17 protein-coding genes are annotated in these 17,631 nt (G+C 68.8%); 15 read left to right on the top strand and 2 right to left on the bottom strand.

Annotated elements, in window-relative coordinates; all coding sequences use genetic code 11:
* Window positions 1–40 precede the first annotated feature (40 nt).
* The 5 genes from ACT6S0_RS07230 to ACT6S0_RS07210 all read left to right on the top strand — a co-directional run bounded on the left by ACT6S0_RS07230 (window position 41) and on the right by ACT6S0_RS07210 (window position 5,409).
* The gene (locus ACT6S0_RS07230) at window positions 41–724 is read left to right on the top strand and encodes a response regulator transcription factor (protein ID WP_444763219.1); all 684 of its coding nucleotides are present in this window, start codon (window positions 41–43) and stop codon (window positions 722–724) included.
* The gene (locus tag ACT6S0_RS07225; protein WP_444763218.1) at window positions 717–2,183 is read left to right on the top strand and encodes a sensor histidine kinase; all 1,467 of its coding nucleotides are present in this window, start codon (window positions 717–719) and stop codon (window positions 2,181–2,183) included. The genes ACT6S0_RS07230 and ACT6S0_RS07225 overlap by 8 nt, the downstream gene beginning before the upstream one ends.
* A 74-nt stretch (window positions 2,184–2,257) precedes the next feature.
* Window positions 2,258–2,800, top strand: a complete 543-nt coding sequence (phaR, locus tag ACT6S0_RS07220) for a polyhydroxyalkanoate synthesis repressor PhaR (RefSeq protein WP_444763217.1) — start codon at window positions 2,258–2,260, stop codon at window positions 2,798–2,800.
* A 27-nt stretch (window positions 2,801–2,827) separates the two neighbouring features.
* Window positions 2,828–4,228 carry a 30S ribosomal protein S12 methylthiotransferase RimO gene (gene rimO / locus ACT6S0_RS07215; protein WP_444763216.1) on the top strand — a complete coding sequence of 467 codons (1,401 nt, stop codon included), beginning with the start codon at window positions 2,828–2,830 and terminating at the stop codon, window positions 4,226–4,228.
* A complete protein-coding gene (locus ACT6S0_RS07210) occupies window positions 4,225–5,409 on the top strand; it encodes a PLP-dependent transferase (protein ID WP_444763215.1) in 1,185 nt (394 codons plus the stop codon). Before rimO ends, ACT6S0_RS07210 begins: the two co-directional genes overlap by 4 nt.
* Here ACT6S0_RS07210 and smpB read toward each other — a convergent pair.
* Entirely contained in the window at window positions 5,395–5,853 is a 459-nt protein-coding gene (gene smpB / locus ACT6S0_RS07205) for an SsrA-binding protein SmpB (protein ID WP_444763214.1), read from the bottom strand. The two genes, ACT6S0_RS07210 and smpB, sit on opposite strands and share 15 nt — an antisense overlap.
* Window positions 5,854–5,900: 47 nt before the next feature.
* On the opposite strand from smpB, the gene ACT6S0_RS07200 reads away from it, so the two are divergent.
* Both ACT6S0_RS07200 and ACT6S0_RS07195 read left to right on the top strand, forming a co-directional pair.
* Window positions 5,901–6,362, top strand: coding sequence for a type II toxin-antitoxin system RatA family toxin (locus ACT6S0_RS07200; protein WP_444763213.1), 462 nt, complete (start codon window positions 5,901–5,903; stop codon window positions 6,360–6,362).
* Entirely contained in the window at window positions 6,352–6,678 is a 327-nt protein-coding gene (locus ACT6S0_RS07195; RefSeq protein WP_444763212.1) for an RnfH family protein, read from the top strand. Before ACT6S0_RS07200 ends, ACT6S0_RS07195 begins: the two co-directional genes overlap by 11 nt.
* 6 nt (window positions 6,679–6,684) lie before the next feature.
* Here the strand turns inward: ACT6S0_RS07195 and ACT6S0_RS07190 are convergent, their stop codons facing one another.
* Window positions 6,685–7,191 (bottom strand): DUF4124 domain-containing protein, encoded by a 507-nt coding sequence (locus ACT6S0_RS07190; protein ID WP_444763211.1) that lies wholly within the window; start codon window positions 7,189–7,191, stop codon window positions 6,685–6,687.
* Between the two features lie 62 nt (window positions 7,192–7,253).
* Here ACT6S0_RS07190 and guaB point away from each other — a divergent pair, with 62 nt between their 5' ends.
* From guaB to ACT6S0_RS07150, 8 genes are all read left to right on the top strand, one after another.
* On the top strand, window positions 7,254–8,723 hold the full coding sequence (gene guaB / locus ACT6S0_RS07185; RefSeq protein WP_444763210.1) for an IMP dehydrogenase: 1,470 nt from the start codon (window positions 7,254–7,256) through the stop codon (window positions 8,721–8,723).
* Between the two features lie 70 nt (window positions 8,724–8,793).
* The gene (locus ACT6S0_RS07180; protein ID WP_444763209.1) at window positions 8,794–10,026 is read left to right on the top strand and encodes a TCR/Tet family MFS transporter; all 1,233 of its coding nucleotides are present in this window, start codon (window positions 8,794–8,796) and stop codon (window positions 10,024–10,026) included.
* Window positions 10,027–10,033: 7 nt separating this feature from the next.
* Entirely contained in the window at window positions 10,034–11,620 is a 1,587-nt protein-coding gene (gene guaA / locus ACT6S0_RS07175) for a glutamine-hydrolyzing GMP synthase (RefSeq protein ID WP_444763208.1), read from the top strand.
* Between the two features lie 172 nt (window positions 11,621–11,792).
* Window positions 11,793–11,990 carry a hypothetical protein gene (locus ACT6S0_RS07170; RefSeq protein ID WP_444763207.1) on the top strand — a complete coding sequence of 66 codons (198 nt, stop codon included), beginning with the start codon at window positions 11,793–11,795 and terminating at the stop codon, window positions 11,988–11,990.
* A gap of 97 nt (window positions 11,991–12,087) precedes the next feature.
* Window positions 12,088–12,963 carry a universal stress protein gene (locus tag ACT6S0_RS07165; protein ID WP_444763206.1) on the top strand — a complete coding sequence of 292 codons (876 nt, stop codon included), beginning with the start codon at window positions 12,088–12,090 and terminating at the stop codon, window positions 12,961–12,963.
* A complete protein-coding gene (locus ACT6S0_RS07160) occupies window positions 12,956–15,715 on the top strand; it encodes a cation-translocating P-type ATPase (protein ID WP_444763205.1) in 2,760 nt (919 codons plus the stop codon). Before ACT6S0_RS07165 ends, ACT6S0_RS07160 begins: the two co-directional genes overlap by 8 nt.
* Entirely contained in the window at window positions 15,712–16,833 is a 1,122-nt protein-coding gene (locus ACT6S0_RS07155) for a sodium:calcium antiporter (protein WP_444763204.1), read from the top strand. Before ACT6S0_RS07160 ends, ACT6S0_RS07155 begins: the two co-directional genes overlap by 4 nt.
* A 38-nt stretch (window positions 16,834–16,871) precedes the next feature.
* Window positions 16,872–17,631: Crp/Fnr family transcriptional regulator (locus tag ACT6S0_RS07150; RefSeq protein WP_444763203.1), on the top strand; the 760-nt coding region annotated here is incomplete at its 3' end.

The raw sequence follows: 17,631 nt of genomic DNA, 5'->3' as shown, positions 1-17,631 counted from the left end.
GCCACGGCGGTGGCCCGCGCCGGTGCTAGCCTGCCGGCCCATGAAGCTGTTGGTCATCGAAGACAACGCCGCGATGCAGACCACGCTGCAGCGCTCCTTCGAGCGGCGTGGCTTTCGCATCGTCATCTGCGACGACGGCGCCAAGGCGCTGAGCCGCTGGCGCGCCAGCGTGCCGGACGTCGTGCTGCTCGACCTGTCCATGCCCGGGCTGGACGGCCTGGATGTGCTCGGCCTGGCACGCGCCGAAGGCCTGACGACGCCGGTCATCATCATCACGGCGCGCGGCACGCTCGGCGACCGCATCCTGGGCCTGAACACCGGCGCCGACGACTACCTCCCCAAGCCCTTCGACCTCGACGAGCTGGAGGCGCGCATCCGTGCCCTGGTGCGCCGGCAGGGGCAGGCGAGCGAGGGCTTCAAGCCGCCGGAGGCGCCCAGCTTCTGCGGCCTGCGCGCCGACCTGGAGAGCGGCGCCGTCTACCACCACGGCCAGCCACTGGACCTGCCGCCGCGCGAGGCCGCGCTGCTGCGTGCCCTGCTGGCGCGGCCGGGCCAGGCGGTCGCCAAGGACAAGCTGTTCGACCTGGTGTTTGCCGATGCCGCCGACGCCCAGCCCGACGCCATCGAGGTGGTGGCCTACCGCCCGCGCAAGCGGCTCGCGTCGACGGGCGCCAAGCTCGTCACGCTGCGCGGCCTGGGCTATCTGTTGCAGCCCGATGACTGAGCTGGCCAGGCGCCTGTCGGGGCTGTCGATGCGCAGCCGCCTGCTGTGGGGCATCCTGCTGCCCGTGGGCCTGCTCGTGGCCATCAACACCATCAGCCTCTACCGCGAGACGCTGCGCGCCGTCGACACCGCCTACGACCGCACGCTGCTGGCGTCGGCCAAGGCCATCGGAGAGCTGCTGGGCGTGCAGGGCGACGGCGAGCAGGCGCGGCTGATGGCGGCCGTGCCTTACGCCGCGCTGGAGGCCTTCGAGACCGACAGCCGCAGCCGCCTCTACTTCAAGGTACGGGGCTTCAAGGGCGAGATGGTCTCGGGTTACGAAGACCTGCCCGACTGGCAGGGCAAGCTGCCCGACCAGAGCGCCTATGCGGCCCTCGTCGACTTCTACGACGACCGGTTCCGCGGCGAGCCGGTGCGCATGGCCGTGCTGTTGCAGCCCGTGTCGGGGCAGACCGGCATGGGCCTGGCCACCATCCAGGTGGCCGAGACGCTCGACCTGCGCCGCGGCCTGGCGCGCCAGGTGCTGCTGGACACCTTGTGGCGGCAGGCGGCGCTGCTCGCGGTCATCGCCATCGTCGTCTGGGCCGTGGAGCAGCGCGCGACACGGCCGGTGCGCGAGCTCAGCGCGGCGCTGCAGGCACGCGACGCCGACGACCTCAGCCCTTTGCAGGCGCCCGAGATGCCGGCGGAGCTGACGCCGCTGATCGCCGCCACCAACGACGCGCTGGCCCGCCAGGCGCGGCTGCTGGAGCACCAGAAGCGCTTCGTGCGCGACGCCTCCCACCAGCTGCGCACGCCGCTGGCCGTGCTGAAGGTGCAGGTGCAGTCGGCACGCCAGGGCGACGTCGAACCCATGCAGGCGCTGGCAGAGATCGACACCACGGTGGCTCGCGCCACGCAGCTTGCCAACCAGATGCTGGCCCTGGCGCGCGCCGAGCAGATGCGCCAGCCCGGCCAGGCCATGCCCACGCAGGACTGGGCCGCCTTGACGCGGGCGGTGGCGCTGGACCTGGCGCCGCTGATCGCCAAGCAGGGCCTGGACTTCGACATCCGCACCGAGCCGGCGGCCATCGCCAGTCATGAATGGGCGCTGCGCGAGCTGACCCGCAACCTGCTGCACAACGCCATCCAGCACACGCCGGCGGGAGGGCGCCTGGACATTGCGCTCACCGCGGAAGCCGGCTGGGCGCGGCTGGTCATCGCCGATGGCGGACCGGGGCTGACGCCGCAGCAGCGCGACCGGCTCTTCCTGCCGTTTTCCACCGGGGAGGCGGGCGGCGGCTCCGGGCTGGGGCTGGCCATCTGCCAGGCGCTGGTGCATTCGCTGGGGGGGCAGATCGATCTGAGCAATCGCATCGACGGCAGCCGCGTCGCCGGCCTCGATGCGCGCGTGCGGCTGCCGCTGCAGGGCATTGCCCGCGAGCGCAGCGGCCGGCCGCAATCGCCCTTGGCCCCCTAGGCTCAAGGTAAACCCGTCCGACAGTGGGACCAGGCGTCTGCCAGAATTTGCTGCACTGCACAGGAGATTTCCGCATGGCGACTGCCCGCAAGAAAGCGGCAACGACGACTGACCAAGCCGGCGATGCCACGCCCGGCCTGCGCATCCTCAAGAAATACCCCAATCGCCGCCTCTACGACACGCAGACCAGCAGCTACATCACGCTCGCCGACGTGAAGACGATGGTGCTGGACGGCACCGCCTTCGAGGTGCACGACGCCAAGACGCAGGAAGACCTGACCCGCGCCATCCTGCTGCAGATCATCCTGGAAGAAGAGACCGGCGGCGTACCGATGTTCTCGGCCAATTCGCTGGCGCAGATCATCCGCCTGTACGGCCATGCGATGCAGGGCGTCATGGGCGGCCTGCTGGAGCGCCAGATGCAGGCTTTCACCGACATGCAGCAGCGCTTCACCGAGCAGACGCCGGGCATGCCCTTCACGCCCGAGGCCTGGACGGGCCTGATGGGCGGCTATGCCGAGCAGAGCAAGTCGCTGATGACGCAGTGGCAGGAACAGCTGAAAAATGCCGGCGTGATCTTTCCTTTCGTCGCGCCGCCGGGCACCAAAAAGCCCTGATGCGGTGACATCGCCGAAAATGCGGCGATGAATGAACCTGTCACCCTCGCCGTCGCGCCGGCCACCGCGCCGAAGATCGGCTTTGTTTCGCTCGGCTGCCCCAAGGCCCTGACCGACAGCGAACTGATCCTCACCCAGCTCCGCGCCGAGGGCTACGAGACCTCCAAGACCTTTGCCGGCGCCGACCTGGTGATCGTCAACACCTGCGGCTTCATCGACGACGCCGTCAAGGAAAGCCTGGACACCATCGGCGAGGCCCTGGCCAAGAATGGCAAGGTCATCGTCACCGGCTGCCTGGGCGCCAAGGCCGGTGCCGGCAGCAGCGATGCCGGCAGTCTGGTGCGCGAGATGCACCCCAGCGTGCTGGCCGTCACCGGCCCGCATGCGACCCAGGAGGTCATGGACGCGGTGCATATCCATGTGCCCAAGCCCCACGATCCCTTCGTCGACCTGGTGCCCAGCTACGGCGTCAAGCTGACGCCCAAGCACTACGCCTATCTCAAGATCAGCGAGGGCTGCAACCACCGCTGTTCGTTCTGCATCATCCCGAGCATGCGCGGCGACCTGGTGTCTCGCCCCATCGGCGATGTGCTCAACGAGGCCCGTGCGCTGTTCGAGAGCGGCGTGAAGGAATTGCTCGTCATCAGCCAGGACACCTCGGCCTATGGCGTTGACGTGAAGTACCGCATGGGCTTCTGGGACGGCAAGCCGGTCAAGACCCGCATGCTGGATCTGGTCGCCCAGCTCGGCGAGATCGCCAAGCCCTTTGGCGCCTGGGTGCGGTTGCACTACGTCTACCCCTATCCGCATGTGGACGAGGTGCTGCCGATGATGGCCGAGGGCCTCGTGCTGCCCTACCTCGACGTGCCCTTCCAGCACTCCCACCCGGACGTGCTCAAGCGCATGAAGCGCCCGGCCAACGGCGAAAAGAACATGGAGCGCATCCTGCGCTGGCGCGAGAGTTGCCCGGAGCTGGTCATCCGCTCGACCTTCATCGCCGGCTTCCCCGGCGAGACCGAGGCGGAGTTCCAGCATCTGCTGGATTTCATGCAGGAAGCGAAGATCGACCGCGCGGGGTGTTTCGCCTATTCGCCGGTGGAAGGCGCCAGCGCCAACGACATTCCGGGCGCGCTGCCCACCGAAGTCCGCGAAGAGCGCCGCGCGCGCTTCATGGCGGTGGCTGAACAGGTGTCAGCCGCCAAGCTGCAGAGCCGTGTCGGCCAGACGCTGCAGGTGCTGGTCGACTCCGCGCCGGGCCTGGGCCGCAAGGGTGGCGTGGGCCGCTCCTACGCCGACGCACCCGAGATCGATGGCACCGTCAAGATCCTGCCGCCCGAGAAGGCCAGCAAGACGATGAAGGTGGGCGACTTCGTGCGCGCCCGCGTCGTTGCCGCCGATGGGCACGACCTTGTCGCCTCGCTGCTATGAAGCGTAGGCCGGCGACCGAGCTGATCCACCACCCCTACCGCGCGCCCGAAGGCTGGGACGCGGTGCCCGTGCCCGTGGCCAAGGCCTCGACCGTGCTGTTCAAGGACACGGCCGACCTGCACAAGCCGCGTCCTCGCGATGGCCTGACCTACCGCTACGGCCTGCATGGCACGCCGACCAGCTACACACTGGCCGCCCGCATTGCGACGCTGGAGCACGCCGAGCACTGCCTGCTCGTGCCCAGCGGTCTGGCGGCCGTGACGCTGCCTTCGCTGGCCGTGCTGCGCCCCGGGGACGAGGTGCTGGTGCCGGACAACGTCTACGGCCAGAACCGCTATCTGACCGAATCCTGGCTGCCGCAGTGGGGCGTCACGCACCGCTTCTACGACCCGCTGACCGTGCCCGAACTGCGTGACAACACCAAACTGGTCTGGCTGGAAGCGGCGGGCTCCATCACGCTGGAGTTCCCCGACCTGCTCGGCACGCTGGCCGCCTGCCGGGCGCGCGGCGTGACAACCGCACTCGACAACACCTGGGGCGCGGGCCTGGCCTTCAACGGCTTCGAACCGGCGCCGGGAACCCACCCGGGCCTGGGCGCCGACATCGTCATGCAGGCGCTGACCAAGTACCCCAGCGGCGGTGCCGACGTGCTGATGGGCTCGGTCTGTACGCGTGACCGTCGCTTGCACGACAAGCTCAACCATGCGCATGAACACCTGGGTTACGGCCTGGGCCAGAACGATGTGGAGCTGGTGTTGCGCGGCCTGCCGACGCTGCAGCTGCGCTACGAGGCCCAGGACCGCGTGACGCGCCGGCTGGCGAGCTGGATGGCCGGCAGGGCGGAAGTGGCCCGGGTCTTCCACCCGGCGCTGCCGGACTCTCCCGGCCACGAGCACTGGCTGGCGGTGGGCGGCGCCGGCGCTGCCTGCCTGTTCTCGGCCGTCTTCAAGCCGGAATACACCGCGGCCCAGGTGGATGACTTCGTGGACGCGTTGCAGCTGTTCGGCATCGGCTATTCATGGGCCGGCCCGATGAGCCTGGCGGTTCCCTATGACATGAGCCGCAGCCGCGACCTGCCGCTGCCGTTCGACGGCGGCACGCTGGTGCGCTTTGCGATTGGCCTGGAAGACGCCGCCGACCTCATGGCCGACATCGAGCAGGCGCTGTCAGCTCTTGTTTGACACCTTGTGCCGCATGAGCTGGCCGCGCTCTCTTTCCCAGTCGCGCTGCTTCTCGGTGTTGCGCTTGTCGTGCTCGGCCTTGCCCTTGGCCAGCGCGATGTCGGCCTTCACGCGGCCGCCCTTGTAGTGCAGGTTCAGCGGCACCAGGGTGAAGCCACGCTGCTCGACCTTGCCCACCAGGCGCTTGATCTCGGCCTTGTGCATCAGCAGCTTTTTGGTGCGGTCGGCCTCGGGCGTGACGTGGGTCGAGGCGCTGCGCAGCGCGTTGATGCGGCAGCCGATCAGGAACAGCTCACCGTTCTTGATCATCACGTAGCCGTCGGTCAGCTGGACCTGGCCGGCGCGAATGGCCTTGATCTCCCAGCCCGAGAGCACGACGCCGGCCTCGAACTGTTCTTCGATGTGGTAGTCGTAACGGGCGCGGCGGTTCTCGGCGATGGACATGGGGTCGCAAATGGGGGCGATGCCCCTCAATACAATTTGTGGATTCTATGAAGCAGGTCAAAAAGTCAGTTCTGCTCTGGTACACGCCGCGCGAGATGTACGAGCTGGTCACCGCGGTGGCGCGATATCCCGAGTTCCTGCCCTGGTGCGACAAGGTCGATGTGCTGGGGCGGGATGGCGACGCGGTCACGGCCCGGTTGCACCTGGCCTATGCAGGCGTGCGCCATGCCTTCACCACGCGCAATCGCAATGACGAGGCGGCGCTCAGCGTCGACATGGAGCTGGTCGACGGCCCCTTCTCGCACCTCGACGGGCTCTGGCAGTTCGTCCCACTGAACAAGCCCGGCACCGAAGGCGAGCCGACCGCCTGCAAGATCGTCTTCGAGCTGAAGTACGCCTTCAGCAGCGGCGCACTCGAAGCCGTCGTCAGTCCGGTGTTCGACCGCATCGCCAACACCTTTGTCGACAGCTTCGTACAGCGCGCGGAAAGCCTCTACGGTGCGCGTTGAGCTGGTCTGGAGCCTGGCAGCAGGCGATGTGCAGCAACGCTGGCTGGAGGTGGAGGAGGGCGCGACGCTGGAGTCCGCGTTGCAGGGCTGCGCCGACTTCATGGCCGCCTACGGATTGGCCACCGGCCAGCCGCTCGACGCGTTGCGCATCGGGATCTGGGGCCGCATGCGACCACTGCAGACCGCATTGCGCGAGCGCGACCGCATCGAGGTCTATCGCCCGCTCACCGTCGACCCGATGGAGGCGCGGCGGCTGCGCTATGCCAAGCGCGGCGAGCGCATCGTGTCGCGCCACCGGCCCAAGCACTCGGGCTGATTCCGCTCAGCGGCACTCGCTGGTGATGACGTCACGCGCACGCGCGACCTCGACCGCGAGCTGAGCCTCGTCCATGAAGACGCGCTCGCCCTTGTCATTGGTGCGCGTGATGCGCTGGCCGCTCTGCAGGTCGCGCAGATTGGCCTGAGCCCGCGTGCAGTTCTCGCGGCGCTGGGCGGCGATGCGGCGCTCTTCTTCCTTGCGCTTGGCGGCCTCGCTGTCCTGCTCCTGCTTCTGGCGCGCGGCCGCTTCCTGCTCGGCCTTGGTCGGCCCGCTGGCGGCCGGCTTGGGTGCCGAGGCGGCAACCCCCTGCTGGCCGGGCGGCGCAACGACGATGGTCGGGCGGTTGGGCGCCTGGGGGCGCTGCAGGATGTCTTTGTCAGGTGTGCCGGGCGGCGGCGGCAGGTCGCTGTACTGCACGTTGCCGCGCGCGTCGCGCCACTTCCATTGGGCCTGGGCGGACGCGGCCAGAGCCAGGCCAATCAGCGCGATGAAGAGGGGCTTGGAACGCATGCGGCCAGTGTAGCCGTGGGCCCCTCCGTATAATGCCGCTTTGCGTCTGGAGCTTCTCCATCATGCGCCTTCTCGGCAAAGCGCTCACCTTCGACGACGTTCTGTTGGTGCCAGCGTTCTCCCAGGTGTTGCCCCGCGACACCAGCCTTGCGACCCGACTGTCGCGCAACATCCCCCTGAACCTGCCGCTGGTGTCCGCCGCGATGGACACCGTGACCGAAGCCCGCCTTGCGATCGCCATCGCCCAGGAAGGCGGCATCGGCATCGTGCACAAGAACCACAGTGCCGAAGCGCAGGCGCGTGAAGTGGCGCGGGTCAAGCGCTATGAAAGCGGTGTCGTGCGCGAGCCGCTGACCATCGGCCCCAACGCCACCGTGCGTGAGGCGATGGAGCTGACCCGCCTGCACGGCTTTTCGGGCTTCCCGGTCGTCGAGGGCAAGCGCGTCATCGGCATCGTCACCGGGCGCGACCTGCGCTTCGAGACCCGCATGGAGGCGCGCGTCAGCGAGATCATGACGCCCGCCGAAAAGCTCATCACCGTCACGGACGGCGCGTCCACCGATGAAGCCAAGGCGCTGATGCACAAGCACAAGCTGGAGCGCGTCGTCGTCGTCAACGACGCCTTCGAGCTGCGCGGCCTGATGACCACCAAGGACATCACCAAGCAGACCAGCTTCCCGAACGCGGCGCGCGACAGCCACGGCAAGCTGCGCGTCGGCGCAGCGGTCGGCTTCGGCGACGACACCGAGCAGCGCGTCGAACTGCTGGTCAAGGCCGGCGTCGATGCCCTCATCGTCGACACCGCCCACGGCCACAGCGCCGGCGTGCTGGAGCGCGTGCGCTGGGTCAAGAGCAACTATCCGAGTGTCGATGTCATCGGCGGCAACATCGCCACCGGCGCCGCAGCGCTGGCGCTGGTGGAAGCCGGCGCCGACGGCGTCAAGGTCGGTATCGGCCCTGGCTCCATCTGCACCACCCGCATCGTCGCGGGTGTCGGCGTGCCGCAGATCACCGCCATCGACAACGTCGTCACGGCGCTCAAGGGCACCGGCGTGCCGGTCATCGCCGATGGCGGGGTGCGCTACTCGGGCGACCTGGCCAAGGCCATCGCTGCGGGCGCGGACTGCGTGATGATGGGCGGCGCCTTCGCCGGCACCGAGGAGGCACCCGGCGAGGTCATCCTCTACCAGGGCCGCACCTTCAAGAGCTACCGCGGCATGGGCTCCATGGGCGCGATGGCCAAGGGCAGTGCCGACCGCTATTTCCAGGACACCTCGGCCAACAATCCCAACACCTCCAAGCTGGTGCCCGAAGGCATCGAGGGCCAGGTGCCCTACAAGGGCTCGGTCGTGCAGGTCATCTTCCAGATGGCCGGCGGCCTGAAGGCGTCGATGCACTACTGCGGCTGCGGCTCCATCGCCGACATGCAGGAGAAGGCTGAGTTCGTCGAGATCACGACGGCGGGCATGCGCGAGAGTCATGTCCACGACGTGCAGATCACGAAGGAAGCACCCAACTACCGCAGCGAGTGAGCGGACCACAGCCAAACGGGGCGATGCCAGTCGCCCCGTTTCGCTTTTCAGAGACGCAAATGAAGACGCGATGAGCCCATCCCCGCAACGCACCCCGGCCATGGGCTTCATCATGGCGGCCGTGTTGATCGACATGATCTCCATCGGGCTGATGGTGCCGGTGCTGCCGCACATCGTGGGCACGTTCACGTCGAGCAACGACCAGCAGACCGCGGCGCTGCTCTGGGTGACCACCGCCTTCGGCATCGCCAACTTCGTCGGTTCGCCCATCCTCGGCGCGCTGTCGGACCGCCATGGCCGCCGCCCGGTGCTGCTGATCGGCTTTGCCGGCCTGGGCCTGAGCTTCTTCGTGACGGCGATGGCGACAGCCCTGTGGATGCTGGTGGTGGTGCGGCTGTTTTCGGGTGCGATGCAGGCCAACATCGCGATCGCCAACGCCTACGTTGCCGACATCACGCCGGCTGAGGACCGCGCGCGTCGCTTCGGCCAACTGGGCGCCATGTTCGGCGTCGGCTTCATCCTCGGGCCTGTCATCGGCGGCTGGCTCGGGCACTTCGACGTGCGCTGGCCGTTCATTGCCGCCGGCTGCATGGCCGTGCTGAACTGGTGCTATGGCTTTTTCGTGCTGCCCGAATCCTTGCCCAAGGAAAGGCGCACGGACTTCAACTGGCGCAAGGCCAACCCGGTCAGCGCCTTGCGTGGCCTGGCGGCGCTCAAGGGCGTCGGCTCGCTCGTCGTCGTCATCGCGCTGGCCTCGCTGGCCCAGTTCATGTTGCACATGACCTGGGTGCTCTATACCAAGTTCAAGTTCGGCTGGGGCCCGCTCGAGGTGAGCTGGTCGCTGTTCGCCGTCGGTATCGTCTCGGTCATCAGCCAGGGCGTGCTGCTCAAGCCGCTGCTGGCCCGCTTCAGCCCCCAGCGCCTGGCCCTCATCGGCATGGGTTCGGCGTCGCTGGCCTATCTGGGTTTCGGCCTGGCCACCGAGGGCTGGATGATGTACGCCGTCATCAGCTTCAACCTGCTGGGTGGCGTCGCGGCCGCTGCTGTGCAGAGCATCATCTCCAACGCCGCGGGCGCCAACCACCAGGGCCAGGCCATGGGCGCCGTGTCATCGCTGAACAGCGTCACGGCCGTGCTCGCCCCGGTCATCGGCCTGAGCCTGCTCGGCTGGGTCTCGCATCTGCCCGCCGACGATCCGCGCATGGGCCTGCCCTTCTTCACCTGCGCCGCGCTGCAACTGATCGGCCTGGTCCTCGCCTACCGCTTCTTCCATCGCCAGCGCCTCGCCTTGCAAACCGCCTGAGAACCCCATGCAACACGACAAAGTCCTCATCCTCGACTTCGGCTCCCAGGTCACCCAGCTCATCGCGCGCCGCGTGCGCGAGGCGGCCGTCTACTGCGAGATCCATCCGAACGACGTCTCGGACGACTTCATCAAGTCGTTCGCGCCCAAGGCCATCATCTTGAGCGGCAGCCACGCGTCCACCTACGAGGACCACGAGCTGCGCGCACCGCAGGCCGTGTGGGATGCCGGCGTGCCGGTGCTGGGCATCTGCTACGGCATGCAGACCATGGCCGTGCAGCTGGGCGGCAAGGTCGAGTGGAGCGACCACCGCGAGTTCGGCTATGCCGAGGTGCGGGCCCACGGCCACACCAAGCTGCTGGAGGCGATCCAGGACTTCGAGACGCCCGAGAAGCACGGCATGCTCAAGGTCTGGATGAGCCATGGCGACAAGGTCACCGTGCTGCCACCGGGCTTCACGCTGATGGCCTCGACGCCCAGCTGCCCCATCGCCGGCATGGCCGACGAGGCGCGCGGCTTCTACGCCTTCCAGTTCCACCCCGAGGTCACACACACCCTGCAGGGCGCCGCCATCCTGACCCGCTTCGTGCGCGACATCGCCGGCTGCAAGGGCGACTGGGTCATGGGTAGCTACATCGACGAGGCCGTCGCCCGCATCCGCGAGCAGGTCGGCGACGAGGAGGTCATCCTCGGCCTGTCCGGCGGCGTCGACTCCAGCGTGGCCGCGGCGCTCATTCACCGCGCCATCGGCGACCAGCTCACCTGCGTCTTCGTCGACCACGGCCTGCTGCGCCTGAACGAGGGCCAGATGGTGATGGACATGTTCGTCGGCCGCCTGCATGCCAAGGTGATCCGCGTCGACGCCAGCGATGCCTTCCTCGGCAAGCTGGCCGGCGTGACCGACCCCGAGCGCAAGCGCAAGATCATCGGCGCCGAGTTCGTCGAGGTCTTCCAGGCCGAGGCCAGCAAGCTCAAGAACGCCAAGTGGCTGGCGCAAGGCACCATCTACCCCGACGTGGTGGAGAGCGGCGGCACCAAGACCAAGAAGGCCACGACGATCAAGAGCCACCACAACGTCGGCGGCCTGCCCGAGACGCTGGGCCTGAAGCTGCTGGAGCCGCTGCGCGAGCTATTCAAGGACGAGGTGAGGGCGCTTGGCGTGGCATTGGGCCTGCCGCCCGACATGGTCTACCGCCATCCTTTCCCGGGCCCCGGCCTGGGCGTGCGCATCCTGGGCGAAGTGAGGAAGGACTTTGCCGACCTGCTGCGCCGTGCCGATGCGATCTTCATCGAGGAGTTGCGCGGCACGCTCGACCCGATCACCGGCAAGAGCTGGTACGCCTTGACCAGCCAGGCCTTCGCTGTCTTCTTGCCGGTCAAGAGCGTCGGCGTCATGGGCGACGGCCGCACCTATGACTACGTCGTCGCGCTGCGTGCCGTGCAGACCAGCGACTTCATGACCGCCGACTGGGCCGAGCTGCCCTATGCGCTGCTGAAGAAGGTGTCCGGCCGCATCATCAACGAGGTGCGCGGCATCAACCGGGTCACCTACGACGTCAGCAGCAAGCCGCCGGCGACGATCGAGTGGGAATGAGCCAAGATCGGAAGATCTGATTTTTGCGTAGGGACAAGGCCTTGGTGTCGCGACATTCCCCACTGAATCCGACCTGACGGTATCTGGACACCTTGCTGGCAGGTCTGCGGCGATACCGTCTGACCCCATGACGGTACCCCGGTCCTGCAACAGGGGCCGGATCGGAGACGTCATGGACACCTCGGTGGAGCGGGCCTGCGTTGGGGGCATCGGCGCGACGGGAGTCCGGCGCCAGAGCGGTGCCGAGCCGCAGTGCGCTGGCATTGCGGCGTTCTTGCGCGACCTGTGGGCCAGGAGCCTGCACCGGATCGCCGGTGCCCGCCTGCCTGCGTTGATCGGCGTCAAGCCGGGCTCGGGTGCGCATCGTTAACCTGCGTTTGCCGCGCGACGCCGTGCACCAGCCGGCGCGCGGCGTCTGCACCGACTGCATCCGCATTCACCGTGCGTCGCCCGAAGGACATGACCCGATGACCAAATCCGCCCTTCCGACACGAATCTTCCTTGCCACCGACCTCAGTGCGCGGTGCGACCGCGCCCTTGCCAGGGCGGCGCAGCTGGCTGGCGCGTGGCGCAGCCAGCTCATCGTGGCACATGTCGTTCAAGCCGCCGAAATGGCTCGCCGTGACCGCTTCACGGCCGCCGCGCCCTCGTGGCGCCGCCCCGCCTCCTGGGAGCAGACATTGCTGCAGGGGCTGCGGACCGACCTCGAAACAGTGGGCATCACGGCGACGCCGCGCGTGGTGGTGGGCTCGCCGGCAGAGGCGGTGCAGCAAGCCGTCACGGACGACGACGCCGGGCTGGTCGTGCTCGGGATCGCCAAGGACGCGCGGATGGACCGTATCCAGCTGGGCAGCACCGTGGACGCGCTGGTGCGACACGCGCGCGTACCGGTGCTGAATGTGCGGGGTCGCGTCAACACTGCCTATCGCCATGTGGTGGTGACGACCGACTTCTCAGAGCCGTCGTTGCGGGCGCTGCGCCTTGCCGCGCGGTGGTTCGAGGGCGCCCGCCTGACGCTTTTCCACGCCTACACGCCGCCGGGCTCCACGCTGACCACGGGCACTGGTGCCGACGACTCCTGGCGTGCGGTGGTGATGGAGGAATGCGCTGCGCACCTGGCCAGGGCCAACCTGCCCGAGGCGATCGTGGCCGCCCTGCAGCGTGTCATCGAGCGCGGGCAGCCCGAAACCCTGCTGCCGGACTATGTCGCCGCCAGCGATGTCGACCTGGTCGTGCTGGGATCGCACGGGCGCAGCGGCATTGCCCGGGCCCTGCTGGGCAGCACGGCAGAGGACCTGCTTCACAACCTCGACTGCGACACGCTGGTCGTTCGCGGTGAATGATGCGTTGCGCTGCGGACCGGGGCCGCAGGCCAGCCCGCTTGCGGGCCTGACCGACCACGGTGCCGAGCCGGTGTGGCACGCGCTGCCCGCCGAGCAGGTGCTGCAGCATTTCAGGCTGGAGGGGCACGGGGGGCTTTCGGCCGGCGAGGTGCAGCAGGCGCAGGCCCGGCACGGCCCCAACGCGCTGCCCGAAGCCCCACCCAGGCCGCTGTGGCGTGTCTTTGCCGGCCAGTTCAAGAGCCCGCTGATCTACATCCTCTTCGTTGCGGCGGTGCTCGCGGTGGCGCTGGCGCATCACGGCGATGCGATGGTCATCCTCGCGGTGGTGCTGGTGAACGCCTTGATCGGCAGCTTTCAGGAAGGCCGGGCCGAGCGGTCGATGGCGGCGCTGCGGCGCCTCGCGGCACTGCGCGTGCGCGTGCTGCGCGACGGCGGCGAGATGGTGGTCGAGGCGCGTGAGCTGGTGCCCGGCGACACCGTGCTGCTGGCCGCGGGCGATGCGGTCGCAGCCGATGCGCGCCTGATCGAGGAGGTCCAGCTGCAGGTGGCCGAGGCAGCGCTCACGGGCGAGTCGGTGCCGGTGTCGAAGTCGGTGGCCGCAGTGCCCGAGACGACCGGCCTGGCCGACCGCCGCTGCATGGTGTATTCGGGCACCCATGTCACCGCCGGCCGTGCGCGTGCGGTGGTGGTCGCCACCGGTGTGCGCACCGAGGTGGGCCACATCGCCGGACTGACCGAACGGGCCCAGGAACCGAAGACACCGCTCGAGCTTCGCCTTGAACAGTTCGGCCGCGCCCTGGTGGCCGCGGCGCTGGGCCTGTTCGTGCTGGTCGTGCTGCTGGGGCTGTGGCGTGAGCTGCCGCTGGCCGAGGTGCTGATGGTGGCCATCAGCCAGATGGTCTCGATGGTGCCCGAAGGCCTGCCGGTGGCCATGACGATCGCGCTGGCGGTCGGCATGCAGCGCATGGCCGGGCGCGGCGCGATCATCCGGCGCCTGTCGGCGGTGGAGACGCTGGGTTCCACCACCGTCATCTGCAGCGACAAGACCGGCACCCTGACCCGCAACGAGATGACGGCCGTGGCCGTTTGGCTGCCCGGCGGTCGCGAGATTGCCGTGGGCGGGATCGGCTACGTGCCCGAAGGGGCGCTGGTGGAGGGTGGAGCCCCCGCTGACGACGCCGATCCCGCGCTGCGCGAACTGCTCGTCGCGGCGGCGTTGTGCAACGACGCCGAACTGTTGCCGCCGGAGGATGAAAGAACCGGCTGGACGGTGCTGGGTGACCCGACTGAAGGCGCGCTGCTGGTGCTGGTGCGCAAGGCCGGCCTCATGGCCGAGGCGCTGCGCCGCACCGCGCCGCGCGAAGCGGAGTTGCCCTTCGACGCCGACACCAAGCTGATGGCCACGCGCCACGCCGCGGCCGACGCGCCGCGCCGCGTGTGGATCAAGGGCGCACCCGAGGCGGTGCTGCGGCTGTGCACGGTCCAGGGCAGCGCCCCTGAGCTGGCCGTGCTTCTGGACGCATGCCGGGCCGCCGAAGCCATGGCCACGCGGGCCCTGCGTGTGCTCGCCTTCGCCACGCTCGACGATGACCCGCTGGAGGCCTCCGCCGGTTTCGACGCGCTGGCCGGTCGGACACGCCTGCTCGGCCTGGTCGGCCAGATCGATCCACCCCGCGAGGAGGTCAAGGTCGCGGTCGCCGCCTGCCGCGCCGCCGGCATCCGCCCGATCATGGTCACCGGTGACCACAAGCTGACCGGCCTGGCGATCGCGCGCGAACTCGGCATCGCGCGCGACGGCGAACGCGCCGTCGACGGCCCCGAACTCGAACGCATGGGCGAGGCCGCGTTGTGCCACGAACTGCCCTCGATCGCCGTTTTCGCCCGCGTGCAGCCGGCGCAGAAGCTGCGCATCGTGCAGGCGCTGCAGGCCCGTGGGGAGGTCGTCGCGATGACCGGCGACGGCGTCAACGATGCACCGGCGCTGGCGCGTGCCGATGTCGGCGTGGCGATGGGCATCACCGGCACCGAGGTGGCCAAGAGCGCGGCCAAGATCGTCATCACCGACGACAACTTCTCGACCATCGTGGGCGCCGTGCAGCAGGGGCGCATGGTCTACGCCAACCTGAAGAAGGTGATCCTGTATCTCTTCGCTACGTCGATGGCCGAGGTGCTGGTGCTGCTGCTGGCGCTGGTCGGCGGCTTCCCGCTGCCGCTGGTGGCGGTGCAGATCCTCTGGATCAACATCGTCACCGAAGGCACGGTGACGGTGAACCTGGTGATGGACCCGGCCGACGGCGACGAGATGCGGCGCGCGCCGGTGCCGCGTGACGACCGACTGCTTGGCGCCGACATGCTGCGCCGCGTGGCGCTCATGACACCGCTGATCGCGGCCGTGACCTTCGGTTGGTTCGCTTGGCGGCTGGGCCAGGGCGCGGCGCTGGAGTTGGTGCGCACAGAGACCTTCACCGTGCTGGCGATGTGCCAGTGGTTCAACGTGCTCAACTGCCAGTCGGCCAGCGCCTCCGCGCTGGGCCCGCGCATCCTGCTCAACCGCTGGCTGCTGGGTGGGCTGGCGCTGTCGATGCTGCTGCAGGCACTCGTGCTCTACGCGCCGCCGCTGAACGCGCTGTTCCACACCGTGCCGCTGCCACCGGCCTCGCTGCTGCCGCTGCTGGCGCTGGCCAGCGTGGTGCTGTGGGCCGAGGAGCTGCGCAAGCTGTGGGTGCGTGCCAGGCGCCGCGCTCGGCCATGACGCCGGTTTGGCAGCTGGTTCAGTTCGCCGTCTGTGCGGTGCTGATTGCGCGGGCGGGCTACGTGCTCAGCCGCAGCGCCGACGCCCTTGCCGGCGCCTATGGCTGGGGGCGCGGCTGGGTCGGGCTGGCGCTGCTGGCCACCGTGACCTCACTGCCCGAACTGGCCTCGGGCATCAGCGCGGTGGCCTTCGTCGACGCACCCAACCTGGCCGTGGGCAACGCACTCGGCGCCTGCCTGGTGAACTTGTTGTTCCTTGTCGTCGTCGACGCGCTTCAGCGCCGGCAGCCGATGTACCGCGAGGCCAGCGCGACGCACCTGCTGTCGGCCGGCTTCGGGGTCGTGATGCTGGGGTTTGTCGCCGTGAGCCTGCTTGCCGGTGCACGCGCCCCGGCGGTGCTGCATGTCGGTGTCTACAGCCCGATCCTGCTGGCGCTGTACCTGCTGGCGCTGAAGAACGTGCATGGGCACGAACGCCGCGCCATGGCAGCCGCAACCGCCCCGGCCGGGGCGGGGACAGCCGCCGCGCCGCCACAGTGCCGGCGCGAATGGCGCCGTTTCGGCCTGGCCGCGCTGCTGGTGTTGGCGGCCGGCAGCTGGCTGCCCAGCGTGGCCGACGGACTGGCACAGGCGCTGGGCATCTCGCGCAGCTTCGCCGGTACCGTCTTCATGGCCATCGTGACCACATTGCCGGAGATGGCCGTGACCCTCGGTGCCTTGCGCCTGGGCGCGCTCGACATGGCCATCGGCAACCTGCTGGGCAGCAACCTGTTCAACATCACGATCCTCGCGGTGGACGATGCCTTCTACGCGCGCGGTCCGCTGCTGGCCGAAGCGGCGGGCGTGCATGCCAGTACCGCGGTGACGGCGTTGGTGATGACGGGCATGGTCATCATCGGGCTGGTGATGCGGCCGCACGGCCGGAGGCTGCGCGTGGTCAGCTGGGTCAGCGTCGGGCTGGTGGCGGCCTATGTCGTGAACGTCACGCTGGTCTACCTGGGCGGGGGTGAGCCCACCATGACCGGCGAGGGAACACATGCGACCGTCCGTTCACGCAGTGTTACGCACCGCGACGCAACGAGCGGCGGCATTGCCACTGCGTTGCCAGGGCCTTCCTAGCATGGCTGCATCCAGCCACAGCTCTCACGGAATACACCATGCACACGACCGCAGCCCCTCATGCCGCTCCCTTCACCAAGCCGCATGACAACGTCATCGTCGCTGCCGCAGCGGCGCCGGGCATGGGCGTTGGCGGGGGCCAGCGCATTGCCGACCGGCTACGGCTGCTGGAGGCGGTGCTGAGCCCCACGCGCCGCATCGTGCATGCAGGCGACGTGATCTATCGTTCGGGCGAGGCCTTCTCGCACCTCTACGTGTTGAACTCCGGCTTCTTCAAGTTGATCAGTGTGTCGGCCGAGGGCCGCGAGCAAGTGGTGGGCCTGAAGTTCCGCGGCGACTGGCTGGGCTTCGGCGCCATCTCCCGCAACGCCTATGCCTGCGACGCCGTCGCCATGGACACGGCCGAAGTGTGGGCCGTTCGCTACGACGAGCTGCTGCGCGCCTGCGCCAAGCATCCTGCGCTGCTGGAGATCGTGCACGAGGCGATGAGCAGCCAGATCATGCGCGACCGCGATTCGGTCACCTCGATCTGCACGCTGCCGGCCGACGCCCGCGTGGTGGCCTTCCTGCACTACTGGGGCGACGCGCTGGCCGTGCGCGGCCTGCGCGCCGACCAGTTCAGCCTGCGCCTGACGCGCGCCGAGATCGGCAACTACCTCGGGCTGACGCTGGAGACGGTCAGCCGCGTGTTGTCCAAGCTCGTGCGCGAACGGCTGATTGCCTTCAACGAGCGCAGCCGCCGCAACATCTGCATTCCAGACTTCCCGGCGCTGCAGGCCTTCGTCCAGCGCCGGGAAG

This window comes from Roseateles sp. (assembly GCF_052436255.1).
In the GTDB taxonomy this organism is placed as follows: Bacteria; Pseudomonadota; Gammaproteobacteria; order Burkholderiales; family Burkholderiaceae_C; genus Pelomonas.
The sequence above is the reverse complement of the archived record's forward strand: the minus strand, read 5'-3'. Positions and strand labels throughout refer to the sequence as shown.

What these genes read in the sequence shown, in the direction of transcription:
- ACT6S0_RS07230 (WP_444763219.1), top strand. Translation starts at nt 41, where the DNA reads ATGAAGCTGTTGGTCATCGAAGACAACGCCGCGATGCAGACCACGCTG.
- ACT6S0_RS07200 (WP_444763213.1), top strand. Translation starts at nt 5,901, where the DNA reads ATGAAGCAGGTCAAAAAGTCAGTTCTGCTCTGGTACACGCCGCGCGAG.
- rimO (WP_444763216.1), top strand. Translation starts at nt 2,828, where the DNA reads ATGAATGAACCTGTCACCCTCGCCGTCGCGCCGGCCACCGCGCCGAAG.
- guaA (WP_444763208.1), top strand. Translation starts at nt 10,034, where the DNA reads ATGCAACACGACAAAGTCCTCATCCTCGACTTCGGCTCCCAGGTCACC.
- ACT6S0_RS07170 (WP_444763207.1), top strand. Translation starts at nt 11,793, where the DNA reads ATGGACACCTCGGTGGAGCGGGCCTGCGTTGGGGGCATCGGCGCGACG.
- smpB (WP_444763214.1), bottom strand. Translation starts at nt 5,853, where the DNA reads ATGTCCATCGCCGAGAACCGCCGCGCCCGTTACGACTACCACATCGAA.
- ACT6S0_RS07180 (WP_444763209.1), top strand. Translation starts at nt 8,794, where the DNA reads ATGAGCCCATCCCCGCAACGCACCCCGGCCATGGGCTTCATCATGGCG.
- ACT6S0_RS07190 (WP_444763211.1), bottom strand. Translation starts at nt 7,191, where the DNA reads ATGCGTTCCAAGCCCCTCTTCATCGCGCTGATTGGCCTGGCTCTGGCC.
- ACT6S0_RS07210 (WP_444763215.1), top strand. Translation starts at nt 4,225, where the DNA reads ATGAAGCGTAGGCCGGCGACCGAGCTGATCCACCACCCCTACCGCGCG.
- ACT6S0_RS07155 (WP_444763204.1), top strand. Translation starts at nt 15,712, where the DNA reads ATGACGCCGGTTTGGCAGCTGGTTCAGTTCGCCGTCTGTGCGGTGCTG.
- ACT6S0_RS07225 (WP_444763218.1), top strand. Translation starts at nt 717, where the DNA reads ATGACTGAGCTGGCCAGGCGCCTGTCGGGGCTGTCGATGCGCAGCCGC.
- guaB (WP_444763210.1), top strand. Translation starts at nt 7,254, where the DNA reads ATGCGCCTTCTCGGCAAAGCGCTCACCTTCGACGACGTTCTGTTGGTG.
- ACT6S0_RS07165 (WP_444763206.1), top strand. Translation starts at nt 12,088, where the DNA reads ATGACCAAATCCGCCCTTCCGACACGAATCTTCCTTGCCACCGACCTC.
- phaR (WP_444763217.1), top strand. Translation starts at nt 2,258, where the DNA reads ATGGCGACTGCCCGCAAGAAAGCGGCAACGACGACTGACCAAGCCGGC.